The sequence below is a fragment of the Bradyrhizobium sp. Ce-3 genome, assembly GCF_022835695.1.
GTDB lineage: Bacteria > Pseudomonadota > Alphaproteobacteria > Rhizobiales > Xanthobacteraceae > Bradyrhizobium.
Genome location: NZ_BQUV01000001.1, coordinates 1,191,817 through 1,217,038, shown reverse-complemented (window position 1 = coordinate 1,217,038; position 25,222 = coordinate 1,191,817). Strand labels below are relative to the sequence as shown.

Here is a 25,222-nt window from a genome sequence, read left to right as displayed (position 1 = left end):
AGGAGATCATGAGCGACGCCAAGAAGCTGTCCTCGCTGGACGCATCGTTTCTGTATCTGGAAACGCCGGAAATGCCGATGCATGTCGGCAGCATGGCGATCTTCCGGCTGCCCGACGGCTACAAGGGCGACTTCTTCGAGGAGTTCAAGGCGATGATCGCCTCGCGGCTGCACGTCGCGCCGATCCTCAAGGCGCGCCTGCAGAAGGCGCCGCTCGACATCGATCACCCGTCCTGGGTCGAGGACGACCAGTTCGATATCGACCGCCACATCTTCCGCGCCAGCCTGCCGGCGCCGCGCGACCGCGCCACGCTGGAGCGCATCGTCGGCTGGATGCATGCCAAGCTCTTGAACCGTGCCCGCCCGCTCTGGGAGTTCTATGTCTTCGAGGGCATGAAGGACAACGAGATCGGGCTGTATTCCAAGATGCACCATGCCTGCATCGACGGCGGCGCGGGCGCTGCGCTGACCAGCATGATCTACGACCTGACGCCGGTGCCGCGGCAGATCGAGCCGCCGAGCGCGAAAAAGGTGGCGCAGGAGCCGCGCGACATCGCGGCCAATCTGATCGACGCCTATCAGCAGCTCTGGACCCAGCCGTTCGAGGCGGCCGCCGCCGCGCAGAAGAGCCTGGAGCTGCCGCGCTCCGGCAAGAGCGACCTCGGCTCGATCCTGTTCGACAACGCGATGTTCCAGATCGAGAGCGCGGTGAAATTCGCCGGCTCGATGCCGACCGTGCTCAAGAGCCTCTCTGATGTCGTCGCCAAGGTCGCCGATCCCAGGTCGCGCGAGAGCCTGCAGGCGATGGCCTCGCCGCCGACCATCCTCAACAAGGCGATCTCGTCGGAGCGCAGCTTCGCCGGCACCTCGATCTCGCTGTCGCGCGCCAAGGCGTTGGCGAAGGCGTCGGGCGGCAAGCTCAACGACGTCGTGCTGGCGCTCGCCTCCGGCGTGGTGCGGCGTTATCTGATCGGCCAGGGCGCGCTGCCGAACAAGTCGCTGACCGCCGGCGTGCCGATCTCGCTGCGCGAGGAGGGCAACGCCGAATCCAACAACCAGGTGTTCGGCATGATCTGCTCGATCGCGACCGACATCGAGGACCCCAGGAAGCGGCTCGAGACCATCATCGCGCAGTCCACCAAGTCCAAGGAGATGTCGCATCCGCTGCGCGCCCTGATGCCGCAGGTCTCCAACATCTCGCTCTTGGGCGCGCCGATCGTGGTGCAGGTTTTGGCGCTGCTCTACAGCCGCTCCGATCTCTCCAACGTGCTGCCGCCGGCGACCAACATCACGGTCTCCAACGTGCCGGGACCGCGGCAGACGCTGTACGCGGCGGGCGCGGAGCTGCTGCACATCTTCCCGGTTTCGATCTCGACCCACGGCGTTGCGCTCAACATCACCGTGCAGAGCTACCGCGATCAGCTCGATTTCGGCTTTATCGTCGGTGCCAACATCATTCCCCATGTGCAGGTGATGTGCGACATGCTGCCGGTCGAGTTCGAGGCACTCGAGGCGGCGTTCGCGCCGCCGCCTGCGGACATCAAGGGCGCGGCCGAATAGGAATTCCTGCAATGATCGATATGCCACCGCTGCAGTTCGCCGAGACGAACGGCATCCGCATGGGGTTTTACGAGGCGGGCCCCAAAACCGATACGCCGCCGGTGGTGCTGTGCCACGGCTGGCCCGAGCTGGCGTTCTCGTGGCGTCACCAGATCAAGGCGCTGGGTGAGGCCGGCATCCGGGTGATCGCACCTGATCAGCGCGGCTATGGCGCGACCGACCGGCCGGAGCCGGTCGAAGCCTACGACATGGAGCACCTGACCGGCGACCTCGTCGGCCTGCTCGACCATCTCAAGATCGACAAGGCGATTTTCGTCGGTCACGACTGGGGCGGCTTCGTCGTCTGGCAGATGCCGCTCAGGCATCCCGCCCGGGTCGCCGGCGTCGTCGGCGTCAACACGCCGCATTGGGACCGCGCGCCTGTCGATCCGATCGCGCTGTTCCGCCAGCGCTTCGGCGACCACATGTACATCGTCCAGTTCCAGGATCCGGCGCGCGAGCCGGACCGGATCTTCGGCAGCCGGGTCGAGCAGACCTTCGATGCCTTCATGCGCAAGCCGGCGCCGCGCGCCGCGGATGCGCCACCCGAGCAGCCGATCGCCGGCGTCGGCGCTTCGGCGCGGCTCAATCTGGCATTCCCGCAGATGATCGCGAATTACGACGCCAGGCATGATCCGCGGACGCCGATCCTGTCGGCGGACGAGAAGAAGGTGTTCGTCGACACCTTCAGCAAGACCGGCTTCACCGGCGGCATCAACTGGTATCGCAATTTCACCCGCAACTGGGAACGCTCGGCGGGGCTCGACCATCACGTCCGGGTGCCGTCGCTGATGATCATGGCCGAGAACGACGCGGTGCTGCCGCCGTCGGCCGCCGACGGCATGGAGCGGCTGGTGCCGGACCTCGAGAAATACCTGGTCAAGGACAGCGGCCATTGGACGCAGCAGGAAAAGCCTGACGAGGTCAGCGCCAAGCTGATCGAATGGCGTAAGCGAAGATTCGGCTAGGCGTCATCCTGAGGTGCGCGCCGGCTTCGGCGCGCCTCGAAGGATGAGAGGGACTGGAGCAAGCGGCCATTCTTCGAGACGCGCGTGTTGCGCGCTCCTCAGGATGACGGCGCGTAGTGAGGGGGCACTTCGACAATGGCGTCCGGCAACAGACTGAGTCCGATCCCGCATCCGCCGACGAAGCCGGTGGTCGGCAACATGCTGTCGCTGGATTCGACCGCGCCGGTGCAGCATCTGGTCAAGCTCTCCAAGGAGCTCGGACCGATCTTCTGGCTCGACATGATGGGCGCGCCGATCGTGATCGTGTCCGGCCACGATCTGGTGGACGAGCTCTCCGACGAGAAGCGCTTCGACAAGGCGGTGCGCGGTTCGCTGCGCCGGGTGCGCGCGGTCGGCGGTGACGGGCTGTTCACGGCCGACACCAGGGAGCCGAACTGGAGCAAGGCGCACAACATCCTGATGCAGCCGTTCGGCAACCGCGCCATGCAGTCGTACCACCCGAGCATGGTCGACATCGCCGAGCAGCTGGTCAAGAAATGGGAGCGCCTCAACGCCGACGAGGAGATCGAGGTCGTCCACGACATGACGGCGCTCACCCTCGACACCATCGGGCTGTGCGGCTTCGACTATCGCTTCAACTCGTTCTACCGCCGCGACTACCATCCCTTCGTGGAATCGCTGGTGCGCTCGCTCGAAACCATCATGATGACCCGCGGCCTGCCGCTCGAAGGGCTGTGGATGCAGAAGCGGCGCAAGACGCTCGCCGACGACGTCGGCTTCATGAACAAGATGGTCGACGAGATCATCGCCGAGCGGCGCGGCAACACCGCCGCGTCCGACGACAAGAAGGACATGCTTGCCGCGATGATGACCGGCGTCGACCGCGCGACCGGCGAGCAGCTCGACGACGTCAACATCCGCTACCAGATCAACACCTTCCTGATTGCCGGTCACGAGACCACCTCCGGCCTGCTGTCGTGCACGATCTACGCGCTGTTGAAGCATCCTGAGGTGCTGAAGAAGGCCTATGAGGAGGTCGATCGCGTCCTCGGTCCCGACGTCGATGCGCGGCCGACCTACCAGCAGGTGACGCAGCTCACCTACATCACCCAATGCCTGAAGGAGGCGCTGCGGCTGTGGCCGCCGGCGCCGGCTTACGGCATCGCGCCGCTCAACGACGAGGCGATCGGCGGCAAGTACAAGCTGAAGAAGAACACCTTCATCACCATCCTGGTGATGGCGCTGCATCGCGATCCCACGGTCTGGGGCCCGAACCCCGACGTGTTCGACCCGGAGAATTTCAGCCGCGAGGCCGAGGCCAAGCGCCCGCTCAACGCGTGGAAGCCGTTCGGCAACGGCCAGCGCGCCTGCATCGGCCGCGGCTTTGCCATGCACGAGGCGGCGCTCGCGATCGGAATGATCCTGCAGCGCTTCAAGCTGCTCGACGTGCATCGCTACCAGATGCACCTGAAGGAGACGCTGACCGTCAAGCCCGACGGCTTCAGGATCAAGGTGCGGCCGCGCGACGACAGGGATCGCGGCGCGTTCGCCGGCAGCACCAGCGCGGTTGCGGCCGCACCGAAGGCCCCGCGCGCTCCGACCACGCGCCCCGGCCACAACACGCCGATGCTGGTGCTGTACGGGTCCAACCTCGGTTCGGCCGAGGAGTTGGCGACCCGCATGGCCGATCTCTCCGAGATCAACGGCTTTGCCACCCGGCTTGGTCCGCTGGACGATTATGTCGGCAAGCTGCCGGAGGAGGGCGGCGTCCTGATCATCTGCGCCTCCTACAATGGCGCGGCGCCCGACAACGCGACGCAGTTCGTCAAATGGCTCGAAAGCGACCTGCCGAAGGATGCCTTCGCCAAGGTGCGCTACGCGGTGTTCGGCTGCGGCAACAGCGATTGGGCGGCGACCTATCAGTCGGTGCCGCGCTTCATCGACGAGCAAATGACCAGGCACGGCGCGCGCGCGGTCTATCCGCGCGGCGAGGGCGATGCGCGCAGCGATCTCGACGGCCAGTTCCAGAAATGGTTCCCGGAGGCCGCCAAGGTCGCGACCAAGGAATTCGGCATCGACTGGAATTTCACCCGCACCGCCGAGGACGAGCCGCTTTATGCGATCGAGCCGGTGGCGCAGGGCGCGATCAACACCATCGTGACGCAGGGCGGCGCGGTGCCGATGAAGGTGCTCGCCAACAACGAGCTGCAGACCAAGGACGGCGCCCATCCGTCGGAGCGCTCGACCCGGCATATCGAAGTCGAGCTGCCGGCCGGTCTGAAATACCGCGTCGGCGATCATCTCAGCGTGGTGCCGCGCAACGATCCGACCCTGGTCGATTCCGTCGCGCGCCGCTTCGGCTTCCTGCCGGCCGACCAGATCCGCCTGCAGGTCTCGGAAGGCCGCCGCGCGCAGCTGCCGGTCGGCAACGCGGTGTCGGTCGGCCGGCTGCTCACCGAGTTCGTCGAGTTGCAGCAGGTTGCGACCCGCAAGCAGATCCAGATCATGGCCGAGCACACCCGCTGCCCGGTGACCAAGCCGAAGCTGCTGGCCTATGTCGGCGACGACGACGCCTCGGCCGGGCGCTACCGCACCGAGGTGCTGGGAAAACGCAAATCGGTGTTCGACCTGCTCGAGGAATATCCGGCCTGCGAGCTGCCGTTCCACCTCTACCTCGAAATGCTGTCGCTGCTGGCGCCGCGCTATTATTCGATCTCGTCGTCTCCGGCGGGCGAGGCGCAGCGCTGCAGCGTCACCGTGGGCGTGGTGGAAGCCCCCGCAAGTTCGGGCCGCGGCATCTACAAGGGGATCTGCTCGAACTATCTGGCGCGCCGCCGCGCCGGCGACACCGTCCACGCCACCATCAAGGAGACCAAGGCCGGCTTCCGTCTGCCCGACGACAACGCCGTGCCGATCATCATGATCGGGCCGGGCACGGGCTTGGCGCCGTTCCGCGGCTTCCTGCAGGAGCGCGCCGCGCGCAAGGCGCAGGGCGCGACGCTGGGGCCGGCGATGCTGTTCTTCGGTTGCCGGAATCCGGAGCAGGACTTCATCTATGCGGATGAGCTGAAGGCGTTCGCGGCCGACGGCATCACCGAACTCCACACCGCCTTCTCGCGCGCCGACGGACCGAAGACCTATGTGCAGCACCTCGTTGCCGCGCAGAAGGACCGGGTCTGGGAACTGATCCAGAAGGGCGCGATCGTCTATGTCTGCGGCGATGGCGGCAAGATGGAGCCCGACGTCAAGGCGACGCTGATGTCGATCTATCGCGAGCGCACCGGCACCGATGCCGACGCCGCCGCGCGCTGGACCGAGGAGATGGGAACAGGGAACCGCTACGTGCTCGACGTCTGGGCCGGCGGCTAGGCTTGCAGTTGGGATGACCTTGATGCATCCCGATAGTCGTCCCGGCGAAAGCCGGGACCCATAACCACAGGGTTGTGTTGTTGAAGAGGGCTGTGGCCCCAGCATGGCGCAACGGTGTTGCGCCGCTGCTGAGCCTTCGTAGCCCGGATGAAGCGCAGCGAAATCCGGGGCCGGTCGACCCGCATTTGAGGCTGTCCCGGATTACGCTGCGCTCCATCCGGGCTACGGCAGACGTGCCGCCCATGCTACAAGCCGCCGCATGATTCCATGGGAAAAGATCGATACCGCGCGCATTCCCGGCACTGAAGGTGAATTGCGTCTGATGCGGCGTGGCCGCGAATTCTCGATCATGCTCGGCACCAACGAGCTGATGAACAGCCGCCTGTCGGGCTCGGAGGAGGCGCTGGCGACGCTCGCCGCAAAGAAGATCGACAAGGTTGCAAAACCGCATTTCCTGATCGGCGGCCTCGGCATGGGTTTCACGCTGCGGGCCGCGCTCAAGGTGCTCGGAGCCGAGGCGAAAATCACGGTGGCCGAGCTGGTGCCATCGGTCGTCGCCTGGGCGAAAGGCCCGATGGCTGAGATCTTCGGCGACAGCCTCAACGATCCGCGCGTGAGCATCCAGGAGGTGGACGTCGCCGATGTGATCGGGCGACACCCGTCGACCTTCGATGCCATCCTGCTCGATGTCGACAACGGCCCCGAAGGCCTGACGCGCAAGGCCAATAACGCGCTGTATGATATCTCCGGGCTCAAGATCGCACACACCGCCCTGCGGCGCCGCGGCGTGCTCGCCGTGTGGTCGTCCGGTCCGAATGCCAAATTCCCGAAGTCGCTGTCCCGGGCCGGGTTCGCGGTCAACGAAATTGCCGTCCGTGCCACGGGCCGCGGCCGCGGCGTGCGCCACGTGATCTGGCTCGCGGCCAAGGACTAGCAGGCTTCGCTATTGCGGCGCAGCACGGCTGCCAGGACCTCGCCCGGTTCGATGTATTGAAAATCGGGGGCCGTTGGGTTTCACTCGCGGCACCGAAGCCTCGAGCCCTTGGTCTGTCGGATGCAGGCGACGTCGAATTTTGGGGTGCAGGAGACGCACGGGATCCTGAACCGCTTCCAGGCCGATTTCCGCGGCTCGAGCGAAGGGCTCGGCTGGTCGTCGGCGTTTGCCTCGGTGCAGCGCGAGCGGCCGTTTGATGGACATTTTCACGCGCTCTCCGACAACCTCATGGTGCTGCATCGGGGCGGTCCAGTCGACATCACCTATGTGATGGACGGCAAGTCGGTGGCCCGGCACATCCCGCGCGGCGGCGTGTTCTTCCTGCCGGCCGGGCACGCCTGCAACGTGGTGCTGCGCGAGGCGCTCGAATCCACCCACATCTATCTGCGTTCCGATCTGTTCGCGGGTCGCGACGGGGCGCCGAGCCTGATCAGCGGGCTGGCGCCGATGCTCGGCGATCAGGATGCCGTGCTCGAGCATCTCGCGGCGGCGATCGGCGACACCATCACCGGCGCCCTGCCGGCCTCGTCGCTGTTCGTCGATCCGATCGCGCAGGCGATCGCCAACCGCTTCGTTGCGATCAATTTCCACAAGCCGAGCGTGGAGGCCGGCAAGCATCCGAACCTGCTGAGCGTCAGGCAGATGGCGCGGATTCGCGAATTCGTCGACGCCAACCTCGATACCGATATCCGGCTCGACCAGCTGGCGGAGTTGTGCGGCCGCAGCACCGAATATTTCGTGCGCCTGTTCAAGGCGACCAGCGGCGTCTCGCCCTACCAATACGTGCTCAATCTGCGGATCGAGCGCGCCAGAGCGCTGCTCGCCGACGAGACGCAGAGCCTTGCCGACATCGCGCTGGCCTGCGGCTTCTCGCACCAAGAGCATTTTACGCGCATGTTCCGGCGCTTCACCGGCGTGACGCCGGGGCGATACCGGCGCAGCCACTAGCTCGCTGCCCGTCCACGGCCAGGCGGGGCGAGGGGCGATACCCAGACGATTTTTCCGGTTTTGTGCAGATTCTCTCCGGTTTCGTGCAGGCGAGCGACCGCCGCCTGCCGCTAGCTTTCTCCCAACAAAGCGAAATTTGCCGGTTCGCCGGCTGGGAGAAATGCCATGAGTACGGCGATGCCGGATGCCGGAAGTGCATCCATCGCACCTCTAGCGGCAGCCGGCGATGCCGGCCTGGGCGCCTTTTCCTACTGTTCGCAGCAATATCGCGTAGTGTTCGGCGCCGGCACCTCCGCGCGGCTCGGCGAGGAGAGCGAGCGCCTTGGCATCAAGCGGGCGCTGGTGCTCACCACACGCGAGCAGCAGGATCTCGGGCGAAGGCTCGGCGCCGGCCTCGGCGACAGGCTCGCAGGCCTCTACGCCGGCGCACGCATGCATACGCCGGTCGAGGTCACCAACGAAGCGCTCGGCATCGTGGAATCCCGCGACATCGACGGGCTGGTCGCGATCGGCGGTGGCTCGACGGTCGGGCTCGGCAAGGCGCTGTCGTTGCGCACCGGGCTGCCACACATCGCGATGCCGACCACCTATGCCGGCTCGGAGATGACGCCGATCCTCGGCGAGACCAGCAACGGCATCAAGACCACGCAGCAGTCCCAGGACCTGGTGCCTGATACCGTCATCTACGATGTCGATCTCACCGTCAGCCTGCCGCCTCAGATCTCCGCCGCCAGCGGCCTGAATGCGATCGCCCATGCCGTCGAGGCGCTCTATGCGCCCGAGGCCAATCCGCTGACCTCGCTGATGGCGGAGGAGGGCATCGCCGCGCTCGCCCGCGCGCTGCCGCGCATCATGACGGCACCGGCCGATATCGGGGCGCGGCGCGACGCACTCTATGGCGCCTGGCTGTGCGGCGTCTGCCTCGGCGCGGTCGGGATGTCGCTGCACCACAAGCTCTGCCACGTGCTCGGCGGCATGTTCGACCTGCCGCACGCCGAAACCCACGCGGTCGTGCTGCCGCATGCAGCGGCCTACAACGCCGCCGCCGCGCCCAACGCGATGGCTCGCGTTGCGCGCGCGCTGCACAGCGCCGATGCCCCGCAGGGGCTGTTCGAGCTTGCCCGGCAGCTCGGACTGCCGCGCGCGCTGTCCGAGATCGGGATGCCCGAGGCCGGCATCGCGCGCGCCGCGGAGATGGCGGTGCGCAACCCCTATGCCAATCCAAGACCGGTCGAGCGCGCCCCGATCGAGCAACTGATTGCGGCGGCCTGGCGCGGCGACGTGCCCGCGCCGCACTGAACCTCAGAGATCAAGGACAACAAGATGGCCAATTTCAACGAGCATGACCTCACCGACGAGGTGATCCGCAGCTTCGCCAATACGCCCAACGCGCGGCTGAAATTCCTCGTCGAGGAGACGGTCAAGTCGCTGCACGATCTGGTGCGCCGCACTGAGCTCACCTTCGAGGAATGGAATCAGGCGATCGAGTTCCTGACCCGCACCGGACAGACCTGCACGCCGCTGCGCCAGGAGTTCATCCTGCTCTCCGACGTGCTCGGCGTCTCGATGCTGGTCGACGCGGTCAATCATCGCGAGCGCGAGGGCGCCACCGAGACCACGGTGCTCGGCCCGTTCTATGTCGGCGAGCATCGCGTCACGCCGCACGGCGCCAACATCTCGGAGGGCATCGACGGCGAAGTGATGTTCGTGCAGAGCCGCGTCACGGATCTGGCCGGCAAGCCGCTCGCCGGCGCCGAGATCGACGTCTGGCACGCCGACGACGACGGCTTCTACGATTCGCAAAAGGCGGACTATGCGACGCACGGCCCATCGCTGCGCGCGCGCTTCGTCACCGATGCCGACGGTCGCTTCTCGTTCCGCACCATCCTGCCGTGCAGTTATCCGATCCCGACCGACGGGCCGGTGGGCGATCTCATCACCGCCACGCAGCGGCATCCGATGCGGCCGGCGCATGTGCACTTCCTGGTCAAGGCCGAGGGCTACGAGCCGCTGATCACCCACGTCTTCCTCGATGGCGACGAGTATCTGCGCAGCGACGTGGTGTTCGGCGTCAAGGACGAGCTGATCGCCCGCGTCGCGCCGAAGAGCGAGCCTGCGCTGCCGAACGGCGACCGCGTCTCCGGTCCGTGGCACCTGATGACCTACGATTTCCAGATGAGGCCGGGCGCCGGCCTGGTGCCGCGGCCGATGATGGCCGCGGAATGACGATCGCAACCAACACGACGACCAGGGAGAGGACCATGACCAGCAAACCCATCGAGACCGACGTGCTTGTCGTCGGCAGCGGCCCGGCCGGCGCGACGGCGGCGGCGCTGCTCGGCATGTACGGTGTCAAGCACATCATGGTGACCAAATACGGCTGGCTGGCCGACACGCCGCGCGCCCATATCACCAACCAGCGTGCGATGGAGGTGCTGCGCGACCTCGGCCTCGAGGACAAGGCGGTGGCGCAGGCGGTGCCGCAGCATCTGATGGCCAACAACGTGTTCTGCGAGAGCCTCGCCGGCGAGGAGTTCGGCCGGCTCTATTCCTGGGGCAATCATCCCGCGCGCAAGGCGGATTACGATCTCGCCAGCCCGACCCGGATCTGCGACCTGCCGCAGAATTTCCTCGAGCCGATCCTGATCGAGGCCGCCGGCCAGCGCGGCACCTCGCTGTGCTTCAACACCGAGTTCGTCGATCTGGTGCAGGACGCCGACGGCGTCACCGCAACCGTCAAGGACCGCCTGTCCGGCGAGACCTACTTGATCCGCGCCAAATATCTCATCGGCGCCGACGGCGGCCGCAGCCGGGTCGCCGAGGTGATCGGGCTGCCGATGGAGGGCCAGATGGGCCGCGCCGGCAGCATGAACATCATCGTGCAGGCTGACTTGAGCAAATACGTCGCGCACCGGCCGAGCGTGCTGTACTGGGTGCTGCAGCCGGGTGCCGAGATCGGCGGCATCGGCGCCGGCCTGATCCGCATGGTGCGGCCGTGGAACGAATGGCTGATCATCTGGGGCTACGACATCGAGCAGGGCGAGCGCAAGCTCTCCAACGACGAGGCGATCTCGATCGTGCGCAATCTGGTCGGCGACGAGACGCTCGAGGTCAAGGTGACCTCGACGTCCACTTGGACCGTGAACGAGATGTATGCCGGCCATTATGCGTCCGGTCGTGTGTTCTGCCTCGGCGATGCCGTGCATCGCCATCCGCCGACCAATGGCCTCGGCTCCAACACCTCGATCCAGGACGCCTATAATCTGTGCTGGAAGCTCAAGCTGGTGCTCGAAGGCCATGCGGCGCCGTCGCTGCTCGAAACCTATTCGGCCGAGCGCCAGCCGGTCGGCAAGCAGATCGTGACCCGCGCCAACAAGAGCATCGGCGATTTCCCGCCGATCTTCGAGGCGGTCGGCCTCGTTGCCTCGACCGATCCTGCGGAAGCGCGCAAGGCGATCGCCGCGCGCAAGGCGCCGACCACCGAGGGCAAGGCGCGCCGCAAGAAGCTCTATGAAGCCATCGCCAACAAGAGCTACGAGTTCAATTGCCACGGCGTCGAGCTGAACCAGCGCTACGGATCCACCGCCGTGGTGTCGGACGGCACGCCGATGCCGGCTTTCACCAGGGATCACGAGCTCTATTATCAGGCCACCACCTGGCCCGGCGCGCATCTGCCGCATGTCTGGGTCGAGCATCAGGGCCAGCGCAAGTCGACGCTCGATCTCACCGGCAAGGGCCGCTTCACGCTGCTCACCGGGATCGGCGGCGACGGCTGGAAGACCGCCGCGGCAGCGGTCGAGCAGGCCTACGGCCTGCCGGTCGATGTGGTGACCATCGGGCCGCAGGGCTGCGATGCGCTCGACATCTATGCCGACTGGTATCGCCAGAGCGAGGTGGACGAGGACGGCTGCGTGCTGGTGCGGCCCGACATGTATGTCGCCTGGCGCGCCAGGGAGGCCGCGGCTGACGCCACCGATGTGCTGCTCGACGTGTTCGGCCAGATTCTCGGCCGCGGTGCGAAGGCGCAGACGACGTCCGTCGCCGCCGCGTGATGCGGCGCGGCGCCGGTACTCCATTTCAGAACGAAAGCAACGGCAGCCGGCATGCCACCGGCTCGCCATCAAGGAGGGGAACATGAGCAGGGACTTTTTGAACACGACATCCTTCGATCGTCGTCGCGTGCTGCAGGGAATTGCTGGCGGCTTTGCCGCCGCAGGCACGACGACGCTGTTCGCGCCGTCCGTGCGCGCGGCCAACAAGCCGATCAAGATCGGCTATGTCTCGCCGAAGAGCGGACCGCTCGCGGCCTTCGCCGAGGCCGACGATTTCGTGCTCGGTGAATTCCGCAAGTTCATCAAGGACGGCGTCAAGGTCGGATCGCAGACCTATCAGGTCGAGGTGGTCACCAAGGACAGCCAGTCGAATCCGAACCGCGCCGCTGAAGTCGCCAAGGAGCTGATCACCCGCGACAATGTCAGTTTGATCGTGGTTGGCGCCACGCCCGAGACCAACAATCCGGTTGCGACGCAGTGCGAGCTGGAGCAGGTGCCGTGCATCTCCTCGGTCGCGCCATGGCAGACCAATTTCATCGGCCGGCAGGCCAATCCTGGCGATCCCAAGAGCTGGAAGCCGTTCGACTACACTTTCCACTATTTCTGGGGGCTGGAGGACGTGATCGGCGTCTTCACCAGCATGTGGAGCCAGGTCGCAACCAACAAGTCGGTCGGTGCGCTGTTCCCGAACGATGCCGACGGCAATGCCTGGGGCGACACCACGATCGGCTTCCCGCCTGTGCTGGCCAAGCAGGGCTTCAAGCTGACCGATCCCGGCCGCTTCCAGAATCTTACGGACGATTTCAGCTCGCAGATTGCTGCATTTCGTGGCGCCGATGCCGAGATCATCACCGGCGTGATCATTCCGCCCGACTTCACCACGTTCTGGAATCAGGCGCGGCAGAAGGGGCTGAAACCGAAGGTCGTGTCGGTCGCCAAGGCGTTGCTGTTCCCGGCATCGGTGCAGGCGCTCGGCAAGGGCGGCAACAACATCTCCACTGAAGTCTGGTGGACGCCGACGCATCCCTACAAATCGAGCCTCAGCGGCGTCAGCGCGGCCGATCTCGCCAAGGGCTATGAGCAGGCGTCCGGCAAGCAATGGACCCAGCCGATCGGCTTCGTGCATTCGCTGTTCGAGGTCGCGATCGACGCCATCAAGCGCTCCGGCGATCCGAGCGACGGCGCGGCGCTGGCGAAAGCCATCGGTGCCACCAAGCTCGATACCATTGTCGGCCAGGTCGCGTTCGGCTCCAGCGCGGTGCCGCCGTTCGCGGTGAAGAACATCGCCAAGACGCCGCTGGTCGGCGGCCAATGGCGGCTCAACGGCGACAAGTACAATATGGTGATCACCGACAACAAGTTGGCGCCGCAGATCCCGCTCGGCGGCGACATGCAGGCGCTGAGCTAGCGGGCGCGTTGCGGACAAATTGTTGATCGGAGATGCGCGGACCCCTGCGCATCTCCTCGAAACCAATGGATGCGGTGCGCGGCCATGCTCGAACTCCATTCCGTCTCGAAACGGTTCGGTGCCATCGTCGTCGCCGACACGATCGATTTGACCCTTTCGTCCGGCGAGGCGCTCGGCGTGATCGGGCCGAACGGTGCCGGCAAGTCGACGCTGTTCAACCTGGTCACCGGGCTGCTGCGGCCGGATGCCGGCCGCATCGTGCTCGATGGCGTCGACATCACGGGCCTCTCTCCGGAAGCGCGCTGCCGCGCCGGAATCGGGCGTTCGTTCCAGATCCCGCAACCGTTCGATCATCTCTCGGTGTTCGAGAATCTTGCGGTCGCGGCGCTGTTCGGCGGCGGTCTCTCGGAGGTCGACGCCGTCCAGCATTGCGGCCGCATGCTTGCGCTGACTGGCCTTGAAGCCAAGGCCAACCGGCTGGCGGGGAGCCTGCCGCTGCTCGATCGCAAGCGGCTCGAGCTGGCCCGCGCGCTCGCCACCAGGCCACGCACGCTGCTGCTCGACGAGATCGCCGGCGGCCTCACCGACGCCGAATGCCACGAGCTGGTCGAGACGATCAGAACCATTCATGCCGAAGGCGTCGGCATCATCTGGATCGAGCATGTGGTGCATGCGCTGCTCGCGGTGGTGCAGCGGCTGGTGGTGCTGAACTTCGGCAAGGTGGTCGCGCAGGGCGCACCGGTCGAGGTGATGCGCTCGCGCGAGGTCGAGACCATCTACATGGGAGTGCCGGCATGACCGCGCTGCTCGATGTCTCCGCGCTCGATGCATTCTATGGCGACTTCCAGGCGCTGTTCGGGATCGATTTCGAATTGGCGGAGGGCGAGGCGGTCGCGGTGATCGGCGCCAACGGCGCCGGCAAGTCGACCATGCTGAAGTCGCTGGCCGGTCTCGTCCGCAATCGCCCCGATGCGATCCGCCTCGGCGGGCGGGCGATCGGCGATGCGTCCGCCGCCAGCATCGTGAGGCTCGGCCTTGCGCTGGTCCCCGAAGGCCGCCAGCTGTTTCCCTCGCTCAGTGTCGAGGAGAACCTCCTGATCGGCGCCTATGGCGGCGAGCGCACCGCGCCGTGGGACCTTGCCGCGGTGTACCGGATGTTTCCGGTGCTGCAGGAGCGGCGGCGCGGCGCCGTCACGGCGCTGTCGGGCGGCCAGCAACAGATGGTGGCGATCGGCCGCGCGCTGATGTCCAATCCACAGGTCCTGCTGTGCGACGAGATCAGCCTCGGCCTCGCGCCGATCGTGGTCGAGGACATCTACCGGATGCTGCCGCAGATCCGTGCTGGCGGCACCGCGGTCGTGCTGGTCGAACAGGACATCGCCCGCGCGCTGCGGGCCGCCGATCGCTTCTACTGCCTGCAGGAGGGACGGGTGACGCTGAGCGGACGGCCCACGGATGTGGATCAGGAAACGATCCGCGCGGCCTATTTCGGAGCATGAGGGCGCCATGAGCGGATTCGACACCATCATCGAGGGCGTGCTGCTGGGCGGCGTCTACGCGCTGTTCGCGCTCGGCCTGTCGCTGATCTTCGGCATCATGCGCCTGGTCAACCTGGCGCATGGCGATTTGATCCTGCTCGCGGCCTATCTGGTGCTGAGTGCCACCACGGCGCTCGGCCTGCCGCTTGCAGCCGCAGCCCTGCTGGTGGTCGCGACGATGTTCGTGCTCGGCTTCTTGCTGCAGCGGCTGGTGCTGGAGCGCGTGCTCGGCGACGATATCCTGCCGCCGCTGCTGGTCACCTTCGGCCTGTCGATCGTGATCCAGAACGGCCTGCTGCTCGGCTACGGTGCGGACAGCCGCCGGCTGCAGGCGGGCGCCTTCGAATCCTCGTCGGTGACGCTGGCCCCTGGCCTGAGCGTTGGCCTCGCGCCGCTGACCGCGCTGGTGACGGCGATTGCCGCCGTCGCGCTGCTGCAGCTCATCTTCTACCGCACCTCGCTCGGCCGCGCCTTCCGCGCCACCGCCGACAATCCCGCGATCGCGCAATTGATGGGGGTCAACGAGCGCAATGTCTACGCGATCGCGGTCGGGCTCTCGCTCGCGGTGTCGGTGATCGCCGCGATCGTGTTCGGCATCCGCGCCAGCTTCGATCCGTCGATCGGCCCGGCGCGGCTGCTCTATGCGTTCGAGGCCGTGATCATCGGCGGTCTCGGCAGCCTGTGGGGGACTCTGGCGGGCGGCATCGTGCTCGGGCTTGCGCAGGCGATCGGCGGCCGGATCAATCCGGAGTGGCAGATCCTGGCCGGCCATCTCGCCTTCCTTGCCGTGCTGATGGTGCGGCCGCGCGGCCTGTTTCCGGCGAGGCGGACATGAGCGTCGAAAGCATCCCGATCCCGGCGAGCCGAGAGGAGTGTGTGGTGGAAGCGCCGGTGTGGCAGGTTCGGGTCGGCACACGCCTGTCGCGCGTTGCGGCGGTGGCCGGCATCCTGCTGGTGGTGGCGCTGGCCGCGCTGCCCGCGTTCGCCTCGCGCAATCTGATCCAGGATCTGATCTTCGTTCTCACCATGCTGACGCTGGCGCAGCTCTGGAACGTGCTGGCCGGGTGGGGCGGCCTGGTGTCGGTCGGACAGCAGGCCTTTGTCGGGCTCGGCGCCTATGCGCTGTTTGCCGGCATCGTAATGGCCGGGCTCGACCCCGTTGCGGCGATCCCGCTGGCCGGGCTGTTCGCGGCGCTGGTCGCGGCCGTGCTCGGGCCGCTGCTGTTCCGGCTGGAAGGACCATATTTTGCGATCGGCAGCTGGGTTGCCGCCGAGGCGCTGCGGCTGATCTGCGCCCAGTTCAAGTCGCTCGGCGGCGGCACCGGGATGTCGATCTCGCCGGGTGAGCTGTCGCAGATGGTCGGGCTGAAGGCGGTGCAGGCGCTGCTCGGCCTGCGGCCCGCGGCTGCGCGCGACGTGCTGGTCTACTGGCTGGCGCTGCTGCTCGCCGTGCTGGTCACGCTCGGCATCTACGCTTTCATCCGCTCGCGCCACGGCCTCGCGCTGGCGGCCAGCCGCGACAATGCGGCCGCGGCGCGCAGCGTCGGCGTCCGCACCGCGCGGATCCGTCACGTGCTGTGGATCGCGGTCGCCTTCGCCACCGGCATGGTCGGCGCGGTGGTCTATCTGCAGAAGGCGCGCATCTCGCCTGATGCGGCCTTCAGCGTCACCGACTGGACTGCGTACGTGATCTTCATCGTCGTGATCGGCGGCGTGCGTACCATCGAAGGCCCGATGGTCGGCGTGCTGCTGCTGTGGGGGCTCGTCACCTGGCTCGCCCAGTACGGCAGCCTCTATCTCGTCGTGCTCGGCACGCTCGCCATCCTGATCATGCTGTTCATGCCGAGGGGCGTGTGGGGCGCGGCGGCGCGACGCTGGCAGGTGCAGCTGTTTCCGACCCAGCGCTGGCTCGGCCGCAGCCAGTAGCTCGGCTGCGCGATCCGCGTCCTCAACCCTCACCCTGAGAGTGTGTGGATGTATGGCTCGCAAGCGGCATCAATCAGCGTCGTCCCGGCGAAGGCCGGGACCCATAACCACCGATGATCATTGTCGCGCGCCGGTGGAACGACGAGTACCGCCCGCCACATCTGCCGCGGAGTATGGGTCCCGGCCTTCGCCGGGACGACAGCGGAGAGTGTGGCTCGCTCTCGCCTGCGCTCGGCGCGCCCTCAGAACATCGTGTTGCTGTTCGCCGGATTCTCCGGCACCGGCTGCACCACGTCCCAATGCTCGACGATCTTGCCGTCCTCGAGCTTGAAGATGTCGATGATCGCGTTGCCGCGGGTGCCGGGCTCGCGCACCGCGTGGACGTGCAGGATCACATAGTCGCCGTCGACGAACGAACGCTTGATCTCGCTATGCGAGTCCGGAAACTTCTCGCGCAGGAAGCCGATGAACTTGCGGAATCCTTCGGGGCCGTCGGCGGCGCCGGGATTGTGCTGCACGTAGCGGTTGCCGACATAGGCGAGTGCGGCGTCGGCGTCCTTCTGGTTCAGCCCCTTCTCGTAGAAGGCCAGCACCGCCTTGCGGTTGGCTTCCTGCTGCGCTTCGCCGGTGGCGGCCATCGCGGCGGACGAGGCGAGCGCGAGGAGGAGAGCGGCGACGGCTGTCCGTGGCCGGAGAAGGGTCTTCATCTGGTATCTCCCGAGGCTGATGGTGCGCGACCTGCGCGATGCATCGCGCTGTCTAACGCCTCCGTGCGGCCGCCGGAAGAACGCACTCCCGGCTCACATGGTTACCGTGAGATACCGGGGCCCCGTTCCGATCGGCCTCACGCCGCCTTAGCCGCCGCCCCATGTGCGTGCTTGTCGATCGCATCGATGATCTGCGGCCACATCGGGATCGGCAGCGCGTGGCCCATGCCCTCGACCATCAGGAGCTTTGCGCCAGGGATCGAGGTGGCGGTGTCCTTGCCGCCTTCGGGATGCACCAGCGGATCCACCGTGCCGTGGATCACCAGCGTCGGCGCCTTGACGCTGCGCAACCGCTCCTTGCGGCTGCCCGAAGCGAGGATGGCGCGCAGCTGGCGGCCGACGCCCTCCGGATTGAGGCCCCGCTCGAAGGTGCGCCGCGCGCGCTCGGGGTCGAGTGCCTCGTCTTCGGGGAACGAGCCGTTGCGCAACACCTTCCAGGTCTGGCCGTAGCGGACGAAGTATTCTTCCTTGCTCTTCGGCGGCGGCGCCATCAGCACCGCGGTGGCCTCGCGGGTCGGTCCCGGGATTTTCGGATTGCCCGTGGTCGACATGATCGAGGTCAGCGAGAGCACACGCTCGGGAAAGGTGATCGCAACCTCCTGCGCGATCATGCCGCCCATCGAGGCGCCGACCAGATGCGCCTTGCGGATGCCGAGCGCGTCCATCAGGCCGATCGTGTCCCGCGCCATGTCGGCCAGTTTGTAAGGCGCTGCGACCGGGATCTTGAGGAAGCGCAGCTTGATGAGTTCGAGCGCTGACAGCCGCTTGCCGCCACTCAGGCGGGTGGACTTGCCGATATCCCTGTTGTCGAATCGGATCACCCGAAAGCCGCGCGCGGCGAGCCGGCGGCAGAACTCGTCGTCCCAATGGATCATCTGGGCGCCAAGGCCCATGATCAGCAGCAGCGGCTCGGCATTGGCATCGCCGAAAACTTCGTAACAGATGTCGATGCCGTTGGCGCGAGCGAGCTGCGGCGGCTGATGGGCGAGCGTGGTCACGGGCGTCCTCTCCTGGATTCGCGGTCAGGAACCTGCATGCTGCCACGGATTGTCGCAGCGCAGAAGGGCTCCGGCGCCACCGGGCTGCCGCACTGTTGACCGATCAGCGGCAACAGTGTCGTATGGCACAAACAAGCGGAAGCGCGGCAAGCGCTCGAAAATTGGTGTGGAGGAGCGCCGCATGGCCGACAAGGGCAACGACCCTGCCGTGATCTGGCAGACGATGATTGGCGAGATGGAGAAGGGGTTCAACTCCTTCGGCAACCAGTTGATGACCTCGCCTGAATTTTCCAAGGTGATGAACCAGGCCGGCAGCGCCGCGGCGGGGGCGCAGAAGCAGCTCGGCGAGCTGATGGAAAAATATCTGCTGGCGATGAACCTGCCGAGCCGCGCCCAGCTCGTCGGCATGGCCGAGCGGCTGCAGTCGATGGAGACCCAGCTCAACGAGATCAAGACGCTGCTGCAGCAGGTGCATCACAATTCGCTGGCCCCGGACGACGGCCACGGCGCAACGCCACGGCCGCCGCGCACCAAACAGCCGCCAGCGGAGGGAGGCAGCAAATGAATGCTCCCACCGGGTTAGACTTCGCCTCGATCTCCGAGCGGGTGCAGTCCGAGGTGCAGCGCGCCATCCAGCGCAGCATCAAGGGCGTCGAGTATTTCTCCAGCTCCGGGCCCTCGCTCGGCGAGACCCCGAAGGACGTGCTGTATTCGCGCGGCACCATGAACCTCTATCACTACCGGCCGATGGCCAGCGAAGTCTATCGCGTGCCGGTCCTGATCGTGATGGCGACCACCAACCGCGGCTACATCCTCGACCTGGTGCCGGGGCAGAGCTTCATCGAATTCCTGCTCAAGCGCGGCTTCGACGTCTACATGCTGGACTGGACCGCGCCGAAGCCGGAGGAGAAGTCGCTGCGCATGGAGGACTATGTCCTCGACTTCATCCCGGAATCGATCCGCCGGGTGCAGCAGGACTCCGGCGAAAAGGACGTCTCGGTGATCGGCTATTGCTTCGGCGGCGTGTTGTCGCTGCTCTATGGCTCGATCTTCAACGACGGGCCGATGAAGAATTTGATCTGCTTCACCACGCCGATCGATTTCCGCGAGATGAAGCTGTTCTCGAATTTCGCCGACCGCCGCTATTTCGACGTCGACCGGCTGATCGACAGCACCGGCAACATGCCGCCCGAACTGATCCTGCAATCGTTCGACATGTTGCGGCCGGCCGCGCGCGTGGTCGGCCAGATCCAGCTCTGGGACAACATCTGGAACGACGAGTTCGTGAAGTCGTACCGGATGTTCGACCGCTGGGCGACCGACACGCTGCCGCTCGCGGGCGAGTATTTCCGCGCCATCACCAAGGACCTGATGTGGGACAACAAGCTCTACAACGACACCATGACGGTCGGCGGCCGCGAGGCGAAGCTTGCCGACATCAAGGTGCCGATCCTGCACGCGGTCGCCGAGCACGACCACATCGTGCCGTATGATGCGGCAAAGCATCTGATCACCAAAATCGGCTCCGAGGACAAGGAGGAGGTGATGCTGAAAGGCGGTCACGTCTCGCTGGTCGCCGGCGCCAATGCAATCAAGCGGCTGTGGCCGAAACTGGATTCCTGGCTGGGCAAGAGATCGACCTGAGACGGGTCGACTTGAGAGAGATCGACATGACCGAACAACGTTCCTATCCGCGCCGCGTCAAGACCGAGGCGGGCGACATCGAGTTTCGCCTGATGATTCGGGACCACGAGGCCGCGGTGCTGGCCTTCGCGCAGAAGCTGCCGACGCATGATCTCTTGTTCCTGCCGCGCAACATCAGCCAGCCGAAGGTGCTGTCGGCCTGGATCAACGAGATCGAGCGCGGCGATATCACGAGCCTGCTCGCGATCAAGGACGGCCATGTGGTCGGCTGCGGCACCCTGGTGCGCGATCCGCACTCCTGGTCGCCGCATGTTGGCGAGATCCGGATGGTGGTTTCACTCGACGTGCGTGGGCAGGGCGTCGGCCGTGCCTTGTCGCAGGAGACCTTCGCCATCGCGCTCGGTGCCGGGCTGGAGAAGTTCTCGGTCCAGATGACCGTCGACCAGCGGGCGGCGATCGCACTGTTCGAGAGCCTCGGCTTCAAGGCGGAGGCCCTGTTGCGCGACCATGTCCGTGACGTCGAGGGCAAGACCCACGACATCGTGGTGCTCGGGCACAATGTGGCGCAGGTCCGGGCGCAGATGGAGGCGTACGGGGTGTCGGACGCGGTGAGCGGTAATTAGGAACCGGATGTTGCCGATTCCCTGAGCAATCTGCCGGATAATCACCCTATTCACGGGTTCGTGATATCGCGCTGCAACATCTATGTTGCGACGCACCATGGGGTGTGTCATAACACCGTTGCCCCGGGCCAAACCGGACGGGGTGAGCCCATAGCTCAAACCTGAGGATGGAGAGACCCCAATGACCACCGAAACCAATTCCGTGCTGAACAGCGTCAAGGAAGCCTTCGCGCCCGTCACCGAGGCGTTCACCAAGCTCCAGAACCTGGAAGTTCCGGAAGCCGCCCGTGAGTTCGTGAAGAAGCAGGCCGAGGCCGCCAAGACCCGCGCTGCCGATGCGTATGCCGGCTCCGAGAAGGTGACCAACGTGATCGAGACCGCCGTTGCCGGTTCGGTGACCGAAGCCGCCAAGATCAGCCGCAACATCCAGCAGGCGATCTACCAGGACGCCGAGGCGTTCTTCGCCGGCATCGACAAGCTCGCGTCCGCCAAGTCGCTGAGCGAAGCCGCCCAGATCCAGTCGGACCTGGTCCGTGCCCGTGGCGAACTGCTCGTCTCGCGGGCGAAGGCCTCGACCGAGTATCTCGGCAAGCTCGTCACCGACGGTGCGAAGACCGCGCAGGACAACTTCGCCAAGGTCTACGGCAAGACCGCCTGAGCGCGCTTGCACTGACCGACTGCCCTTTTCGAAGGCCCGCCATTTTGCGGGCCTTCTTTTTTGCCTCCTCGGATGTGAGAGGATGTGAAGCTTTGTCCTCATCCAATGTTGTCGTCGCCCGGCCTGTGCGCAATTGCGCACATGGACCGGGCGACCCAGTACGCCGCGGCCTATCGGCTCAAGCACGACCGTCTCTGGAATACCGGATCACCCGCATGCGCGGGTGATGACACCGAGCAAGCTGAGTAAGCCAATTCCGTCACCCTTGCGCAAAGGCTTCGCCTTTGTCGCCGGAGGTGCGAGCGGAGGCGAACTAGCATACATTCGAAAGCCGTCATGACCCTTCCCGCCGCCCTCATCGCAACGCCAGTCGACGTCGAACGCGCGGCCGAGCTGCGGCGCGTGAAGTGGCTGGCGACCGGCGTGCTGGCGGCGACCTTCATCATCTTCGTCGCAGCGAAGGCGCTGCTGCCGGTGCACCCCGTGTTCGGCTTCATCGCGGCCTTTGCCGAGGCCGCGACCATCGGCGGGCTCGCCGACTGGTATGCCGTCGTCGCGCTGTTCAAGCGGCCGCTCGGCCTGCCGATCCCGCACACCGCGATCATCCAGAGCAATCAGTCGCGCATCGCAGAGAAGCTCGGCGAGTTCATCGAGAACAATTTCCTGGAATCCGGCCCGGTCGAGGCCAAGCTGCGCGAGATCGATTTCGGCAGCTTCATCGCCGACTGGCTGCGCGACCGCAAGCGCTCCGAGGATCTCGCCCGCTTCGTGCTGCGGATGCTGCCTGAAGCGTTCGCCGCGACAGAGAGCTCGGGCTTGATGCAGTTCATCAGCCGCCGCGTCACGACGCAGGTGCTCTCGATCGATCTCGCGCCGCTCGCGGCCGGCGCGCTGCGCGGCTTCGTGCAGGAGGGCAGGCATGGCGGCCTGCTCGACGACATCCTGCGCGTGCTGCACCAGACCCTGACGCAGCAGGAGACCATGGCCGTGATCCGCGACAAGGTCCGCGCCGAGATGCCGACCTTGCTGCGGCTATATCGCGCCGACAAGTTCGTGGTGAACCGGATCATCGCCTCGGCGACGAAATTCTTCGAGGAGGTGCGCAACGATCCGCAGCATCCGTTCCGCGGCGAGTTCGACCGCATGCTGCTGTCGTTCGTCGACCGGCTTGGCAGCGACAAGGCATTTGCCGATCGCATCGACGGTCTCAAGCGCGATCTGATGGCGCGGCCGGAGCTCGCCAATCTCGGCCGCACCATCTGGGCCAACGTCAAGGATTTCATCGACCGCAGCGCATCGGGCGAGTCGCAGGTGCTGCAGCATCAGCTGGCACGAATGTTCGTCGAGGCCGGCGACGCGCTCGACGGCGACGCCGACTTGCGCGGTGAAATCAACCAGGGCCTGGTTGCGATCCTGCGTTCGGTCGTCGCCGAGCAGAAGAGCGGCGTCTCGACTTTCATCGCCGACCAGATGAAGAGCTGGGACATGGAGCAACTGATCTCCCTTCTCGAGGTCAATGTCGGCAAGGACCTGCAATACATCCGCTTCAACGGCTCGCTGATCGGCGGGCTTGCCGGGCTCGCGCTTTACACGCTGGAATATGCGCTGCGGTGGCTGTGACCGATTGAGCACGGCGATCACATTAGTTGTGGCAAGTGTGACCTGGACCGCTTGCGCGAAAGTGATCGGTTCCCTAGCTTTTCGAGGTTGATTGTTGCGTTGCGGAACGATTCCGCCGGGTTTGCGTCAATCCTGTTGACCCATTCCCGATGATCCCATTGCCGGCCGTCATGACGGCGCCGGAAGAGGAGTTGAAATGTCCGTTGCTGCGCAGACGCTACGCCCGCCGTCCAGGACGCTGATGTTCCTGGAAGGCCGCGCCATTCACGAGCTCGGTGCCTTCCTTGGCGCATTGCCGCTGCTGAGCCTCGCGCCGCGCGGCGACGGGCACCCGGTGCTGGTGCTGCCAGGATTGATCGCCTCCGACATGTCGACGCGTCCGCTGCGCGACTTCCTGAAGAGCAAGGGCTACGCGGTCAGCGGCTGGCGCCAGGGCCGCAACCTCGGGCTTCGCGCCGGTGTGCAGGACGGCATGATCGACCTGCTGCAGGAGATGAACGAGACCACCGGCCGCAAGGTCTCGGTGATTGGCTGGAGCCTCGGTGGCCTCTATGCCCGCCAGCTCGCCAAGATGATGCCGGAACGCGTGCGCCAGGTGATCACGCTCGGCAGCCCGTTCGCCGCGGGTCCGAAGTCGACCAACGCCTGGCGCGTCTACGAGATGGCCAGCGGCCGCCGTGCCGATGAAGAGGATTCCCGTTTCGGCGGCTCGCTCGCCAGTGCGCCGCCGGTGCCGACCACCGCGATCTTCAGCCGCACCGACGGCGTCTGCGCCTGGCAGGGTTGCCGCGAGCAGGCCTCGTCGATGACCGACAGCATCGAGGTCGAGAGCAGCCATTGCGGCATGGGCCATCACCCGGCCGTGGTCTACGCGGTCGCCGATCGTCTCGCGCAGAAGGAAGGCGAGTGGGCGCCGTTCGATCGCAGCGGCTGGCGCAGCTTCGTCTATCCGGATCCCAACCGCTGACGTTTTCTTCTTGCCTCGCCCCGCTTGCGGGGAGAGGCCGGAGCGCATCACAGATGCGATCCGGCTGAGGGGGAGTCTGCACGAGTCGTCTCTCACCGCATTTGCGTAGCCCGGATGAAGCGTAGCGCAATCCGGGACCGACCTCGCCGCGGAACACCCCGGATTTCGCTGCGCTCCATCCGGGCTACGTTTGCAGTGTCATTGTCGTTCCTCGACAAAACGCGCTATGCGTTGAGGCATGCCACAGCCGCTTGCCCGTATCGTCGATCAACTGAAGCGCGAGCCGTCACGCACCGGCTCGATCATCATCACCGTGTTCGGTGACTCGATCGTGCCGCGCGGCGGCGCGGTGTGGCTCGGCACGCTGCTCGAATTCTTCAGGTCGCTCGACATCGACGGCAACGTGGTGCGCACCGCGATGTCGCGGCTCGCCGCCGACGGCTGGCTCGAACGCAGCAAGGTCGGCCGCAACAGTTTTTATCGCTTGAATGCGAAGGGCCGGCAGACCTTCGACACCGCGACCCGGCACATCTACGATCCGCCGCCGTCGGACTGGACCGGCCGCTTCGAGTTGCTCCTGATCGGCAACGCCGAGGATCGCGACGCCGCGCGCGAGGCGCTGAAGAATGCCGGCTTCGGCAGCCCGCTGCCCGGCGTGTGGGTGGCGCCATCAGGCGTGCCGATCCCCGATGAGGCCGCGCGCGCGATCCGTCTCGAAGTCTCCGCGGAGGATGACAGCGGGCGCAGGCTGCTCAGCGAGAGCTGGCCGCTCGATCGCACCGCGGATGCCTATCTGAAATTCATGAAGACGTTCGAGCCGCTGCACGGCTGGATCGTGCGCGGCGAGAAGCTGAGCGACGCCGACGCCTTCACCGCGCGCATCCTGCTGATCCACCATTACCGCAGGGTGGTGCTGCGCGATCCGCTGCTGCCCTATCAGCTGTTGCCGGAGGACTGGCCGGGCAGGGCCGCGCGTAAACTCTGCGGCGAGATCTATCGCGGGCTGCTTCCTGCGTCGGAACAATGGCTTGACGACCACGCAACCAACGAGGACGGGGCGCTGCCGAAGCCCAACGGGGCGGTGGCGCGCCGGTTCGAGGGCGTCTGAATATATTACAAAAACATCTTGCATTTAGAAAATTGT

Annotated in this window: 22 protein-coding genes; 20 read left to right on the top strand and 2 right to left on the bottom strand. The window is 66.0% G+C overall.

Annotated elements, in window-relative coordinates; all coding sequences use genetic code 11:
- Nucleotides 1-8: 8 nt before the first annotated feature.
- The 13 genes from BRSPCE3_RS05530 (at nucleotide 9) to BRSPCE3_RS05470 (ending at nucleotide 16,801) form a co-directional block, all read left to right on the top strand.
- Nucleotides 9-1,559: a wax ester/triacylglycerol synthase family O-acyltransferase gene (locus tag BRSPCE3_RS05530; RefSeq protein WP_244064701.1), complete on the top strand. Its 1,551-nt coding sequence runs from the start codon at nucleotides 9-11 to the stop codon at nucleotides 1,557-1,559.
- Between the two features lie 11 nt (nucleotides 1,560-1,570).
- A complete protein-coding gene (locus BRSPCE3_RS05525; protein WP_244064699.1) occupies nucleotides 1,571-2,566 on the top strand; it encodes an alpha/beta fold hydrolase in 996 nt (331 codons plus the stop codon).
- A gap of 135 nt (nucleotides 2,567-2,701) precedes the next feature.
- Complete coding sequence (locus BRSPCE3_RS05520) at nucleotides 2,702-5,935, top strand: bifunctional cytochrome P450/NADPH--P450 reductase (RefSeq protein ID WP_244064698.1); 3,234 nt, start codon at nucleotides 2,702-2,704, stop codon at nucleotides 5,933-5,935.
- A 259-nt stretch (nucleotides 5,936-6,194) separates the two neighbouring features.
- A complete protein-coding gene (locus BRSPCE3_RS05515) occupies nucleotides 6,195-6,869 on the top strand; it encodes a spermidine synthase (protein WP_244064697.1) in 675 nt (224 codons plus the stop codon).
- A 144-nt stretch (nucleotides 6,870-7,013) separates the two neighbouring features.
- Nucleotides 7,014-7,877, top strand: a complete 864-nt coding sequence (locus BRSPCE3_RS05510; protein WP_244064695.1) for a helix-turn-helix domain-containing protein — start codon at nucleotides 7,014-7,016, stop codon at nucleotides 7,875-7,877.
- A 177-nt stretch (nucleotides 7,878-8,054) separates the two neighbouring features.
- On the top strand, nucleotides 8,055-9,176 hold the full coding sequence (locus BRSPCE3_RS05505; protein WP_244064961.1) for a maleylacetate reductase: 1,122 nt from the start codon (nucleotides 8,055-8,057) through the stop codon (nucleotides 9,174-9,176).
- Between the two features lie 24 nt (nucleotides 9,177-9,200).
- Nucleotides 9,201-10,103, top strand: coding sequence for an intradiol ring-cleavage dioxygenase (locus tag BRSPCE3_RS05500; protein WP_244064693.1), 903 nt, complete (start codon nucleotides 9,201-9,203; stop codon nucleotides 10,101-10,103).
- 35 nt (nucleotides 10,104-10,138) lie between these two features.
- Nucleotides 10,139-11,929 (top strand): FAD-dependent monooxygenase, encoded by a 1,791-nt coding sequence (locus BRSPCE3_RS05495; RefSeq protein ID WP_244064692.1) that lies wholly within the window; start codon nucleotides 10,139-10,141, stop codon nucleotides 11,927-11,929.
- Nucleotides 11,930-12,011: 82 nt separating this feature from the next.
- Nucleotides 12,012-13,337 (top strand): ABC transporter substrate-binding protein, encoded by a 1,326-nt coding sequence (locus BRSPCE3_RS05490; RefSeq protein ID WP_244064690.1) that lies wholly within the window; start codon nucleotides 12,012-12,014, stop codon nucleotides 13,335-13,337.
- Nucleotides 13,338-13,421: 84 nt separating this feature from the next.
- A complete protein-coding gene (locus BRSPCE3_RS05485) occupies nucleotides 13,422-14,135 on the top strand; it encodes an ABC transporter ATP-binding protein (protein ID WP_244064688.1) in 714 nt (237 codons plus the stop codon).
- A complete protein-coding gene (locus BRSPCE3_RS05480; protein WP_244064687.1) occupies nucleotides 14,132-14,836 on the top strand; it encodes an ABC transporter ATP-binding protein in 705 nt (234 codons plus the stop codon). The genes BRSPCE3_RS05485 and BRSPCE3_RS05480 overlap by 4 nt, the downstream gene beginning before the upstream one ends.
- Before the next feature lie 7 nt (nucleotides 14,837-14,843).
- The gene (locus tag BRSPCE3_RS05475) at nucleotides 14,844-15,710 is read left to right on the top strand and encodes a branched-chain amino acid ABC transporter permease (protein WP_244064686.1); all 867 of its coding nucleotides are present in this window, start codon (nucleotides 14,844-14,846) and stop codon (nucleotides 15,708-15,710) included.
- Nucleotides 15,707-16,801 (top strand): branched-chain amino acid ABC transporter permease, encoded by a 1,095-nt coding sequence (locus tag BRSPCE3_RS05470; protein WP_244064685.1) that lies wholly within the window; start codon nucleotides 15,707-15,709, stop codon nucleotides 16,799-16,801. Before BRSPCE3_RS05475 ends, BRSPCE3_RS05470 begins: the two co-directional genes overlap by 4 nt.
- 242 nt (nucleotides 16,802-17,043) lie before the next feature.
- Here BRSPCE3_RS05470 and BRSPCE3_RS05465 read toward each other — a convergent pair whose 3' ends face one another.
- Together BRSPCE3_RS05465 and BRSPCE3_RS05460 are read right to left on the bottom strand one after the other, a co-directional pair.
- A complete protein-coding gene (locus BRSPCE3_RS05465) occupies nucleotides 17,044-17,439 on the bottom strand; it encodes a nuclear transport factor 2 family protein (protein ID WP_375709868.1) in 396 nt (131 codons plus the stop codon).
- Nucleotides 17,440-17,645: 206 nt separating this feature from the next.
- Nucleotides 17,646-18,566 (bottom strand): alpha/beta fold hydrolase, encoded by a 921-nt coding sequence (locus BRSPCE3_RS05460; protein ID WP_244064683.1) that lies wholly within the window; start codon nucleotides 18,564-18,566, stop codon nucleotides 17,646-17,648.
- A 181-nt stretch (nucleotides 18,567-18,747) separates the two neighbouring features.
- On the opposite strand from BRSPCE3_RS05460, the gene BRSPCE3_RS05455 reads away from it, so the two are divergent.
- The 7 genes from BRSPCE3_RS05455 (at nucleotide 18,748) to paaX (ending at nucleotide 25,186) form a co-directional block, all read left to right on the top strand.
- Entirely contained in the window at nucleotides 18,748-19,131 is a 384-nt protein-coding gene (locus BRSPCE3_RS05455; protein WP_244064681.1) for a hypothetical protein, read from the top strand.
- Nucleotides 19,128-20,210: an alpha/beta hydrolase gene (locus BRSPCE3_RS05450; protein WP_244064680.1), complete on the top strand. Its 1,083-nt coding sequence runs from the start codon at nucleotides 19,128-19,130 to the stop codon at nucleotides 20,208-20,210. Before BRSPCE3_RS05455 ends, BRSPCE3_RS05450 begins: the two co-directional genes overlap by 4 nt.
- A gap of 26 nt (nucleotides 20,211-20,236) precedes the next feature.
- Nucleotides 20,237-20,833, top strand: coding sequence for a GNAT family N-acetyltransferase (locus tag BRSPCE3_RS05445; RefSeq protein WP_244064679.1), 597 nt, complete (start codon nucleotides 20,237-20,239; stop codon nucleotides 20,831-20,833).
- 181 nt (nucleotides 20,834-21,014) lie between these two features.
- Nucleotides 21,015-21,491, top strand: a complete 477-nt coding sequence (locus BRSPCE3_RS05440; RefSeq protein WP_244064677.1) for a phasin — start codon at nucleotides 21,015-21,017, stop codon at nucleotides 21,489-21,491.
- A 336-nt stretch (nucleotides 21,492-21,827) separates the two neighbouring features.
- On the top strand, nucleotides 21,828-23,111 hold the full coding sequence (locus BRSPCE3_RS05435; protein ID WP_244064676.1) for a DUF445 domain-containing protein: 1,284 nt from the start codon (nucleotides 21,828-21,830) through the stop codon (nucleotides 23,109-23,111).
- A gap of 196 nt (nucleotides 23,112-23,307) precedes the next feature.
- On the top strand, nucleotides 23,308-24,078 hold the full coding sequence (locus BRSPCE3_RS05430; RefSeq protein WP_244064675.1) for a triacylglycerol lipase: 771 nt from the start codon (nucleotides 23,308-23,310) through the stop codon (nucleotides 24,076-24,078).
- 238 nt (nucleotides 24,079-24,316) lie between these two features.
- The gene (gene paaX / locus BRSPCE3_RS05425; RefSeq protein ID WP_244064674.1) at nucleotides 24,317-25,186 is read left to right on the top strand and encodes a phenylacetic acid degradation operon negative regulatory protein PaaX; all 870 of its coding nucleotides are present in this window, start codon (nucleotides 24,317-24,319) and stop codon (nucleotides 25,184-25,186) included.
- The last annotated feature ends 36 nt before the right edge of the window (nucleotides 25,187-25,222 follow it).

Bases quoted from the DNA above. Each gene is read 5' to 3' on its own strand.
- BRSPCE3_RS05530 (WP_244064701.1), top strand. From the start codon at position 9: ATGAGCGACGCCAAGAAGCTGTCCTCGCTGGACGCATCGTTTCTGTAT.
- BRSPCE3_RS05525 (WP_244064699.1), top strand. From the start codon at position 1,571: ATGATCGATATGCCACCGCTGCAGTTCGCCGAGACGAACGGCATCCGC.
- BRSPCE3_RS05520 (WP_244064698.1), top strand. From the start codon at position 2,702: ATGGCGTCCGGCAACAGACTGAGTCCGATCCCGCATCCGCCGACGAAG.
- BRSPCE3_RS05515 (WP_244064697.1), top strand. From the start codon at position 6,195: ATGATTCCATGGGAAAAGATCGATACCGCGCGCATTCCCGGCACTGAA.
- BRSPCE3_RS05505 (WP_244064961.1), top strand. From the start codon at position 8,055: ATGCCGGATGCCGGAAGTGCATCCATCGCACCTCTAGCGGCAGCCGGC.
- BRSPCE3_RS05500 (WP_244064693.1), top strand. From the start codon at position 9,201: ATGGCCAATTTCAACGAGCATGACCTCACCGACGAGGTGATCCGCAGC.
- BRSPCE3_RS05495 (WP_244064692.1), top strand. From the start codon at position 10,139: ATGACCAGCAAACCCATCGAGACCGACGTGCTTGTCGTCGGCAGCGGC.
- BRSPCE3_RS05490 (WP_244064690.1), top strand. From the start codon at position 12,012: ATGAGCAGGGACTTTTTGAACACGACATCCTTCGATCGTCGTCGCGTG.
- BRSPCE3_RS05485 (WP_244064688.1), top strand. From the start codon at position 13,422: ATGCTCGAACTCCATTCCGTCTCGAAACGGTTCGGTGCCATCGTCGTC.
- BRSPCE3_RS05480 (WP_244064687.1), top strand. From the start codon at position 14,132: ATGACCGCGCTGCTCGATGTCTCCGCGCTCGATGCATTCTATGGCGAC.
- BRSPCE3_RS05475 (WP_244064686.1), top strand. From the start codon at position 14,844: ATGAGCGGATTCGACACCATCATCGAGGGCGTGCTGCTGGGCGGCGTC.
- BRSPCE3_RS05470 (WP_244064685.1), top strand. From the start codon at position 15,707: ATGAGCGTCGAAAGCATCCCGATCCCGGCGAGCCGAGAGGAGTGTGTG.
- BRSPCE3_RS05465 (WP_375709868.1), bottom strand. From the start codon at position 17,439: ATGGCCGCCACCGGCGAAGCGCAGCAGGAAGCCAACCGCAAGGCGGTG.
- BRSPCE3_RS05455 (WP_244064681.1), top strand. From the start codon at position 18,748: ATGGCCGACAAGGGCAACGACCCTGCCGTGATCTGGCAGACGATGATT.
- BRSPCE3_RS05450 (WP_244064680.1), top strand. From the start codon at position 19,128: ATGAATGCTCCCACCGGGTTAGACTTCGCCTCGATCTCCGAGCGGGTG.
- BRSPCE3_RS05445 (WP_244064679.1), top strand. From the start codon at position 20,237: ATGACCGAACAACGTTCCTATCCGCGCCGCGTCAAGACCGAGGCGGGC.
- BRSPCE3_RS05440 (WP_244064677.1), top strand. From the start codon at position 21,015: ATGACCACCGAAACCAATTCCGTGCTGAACAGCGTCAAGGAAGCCTTC.
- BRSPCE3_RS05435 (WP_244064676.1), top strand. From the start codon at position 21,828: ATGACCCTTCCCGCCGCCCTCATCGCAACGCCAGTCGACGTCGAACGC.
- BRSPCE3_RS05430 (WP_244064675.1), top strand. From the start codon at position 23,308: ATGTCCGTTGCTGCGCAGACGCTACGCCCGCCGTCCAGGACGCTGATG.
- paaX (WP_244064674.1), top strand. From the start codon at position 24,317: ATGCCACAGCCGCTTGCCCGTATCGTCGATCAACTGAAGCGCGAGCCG.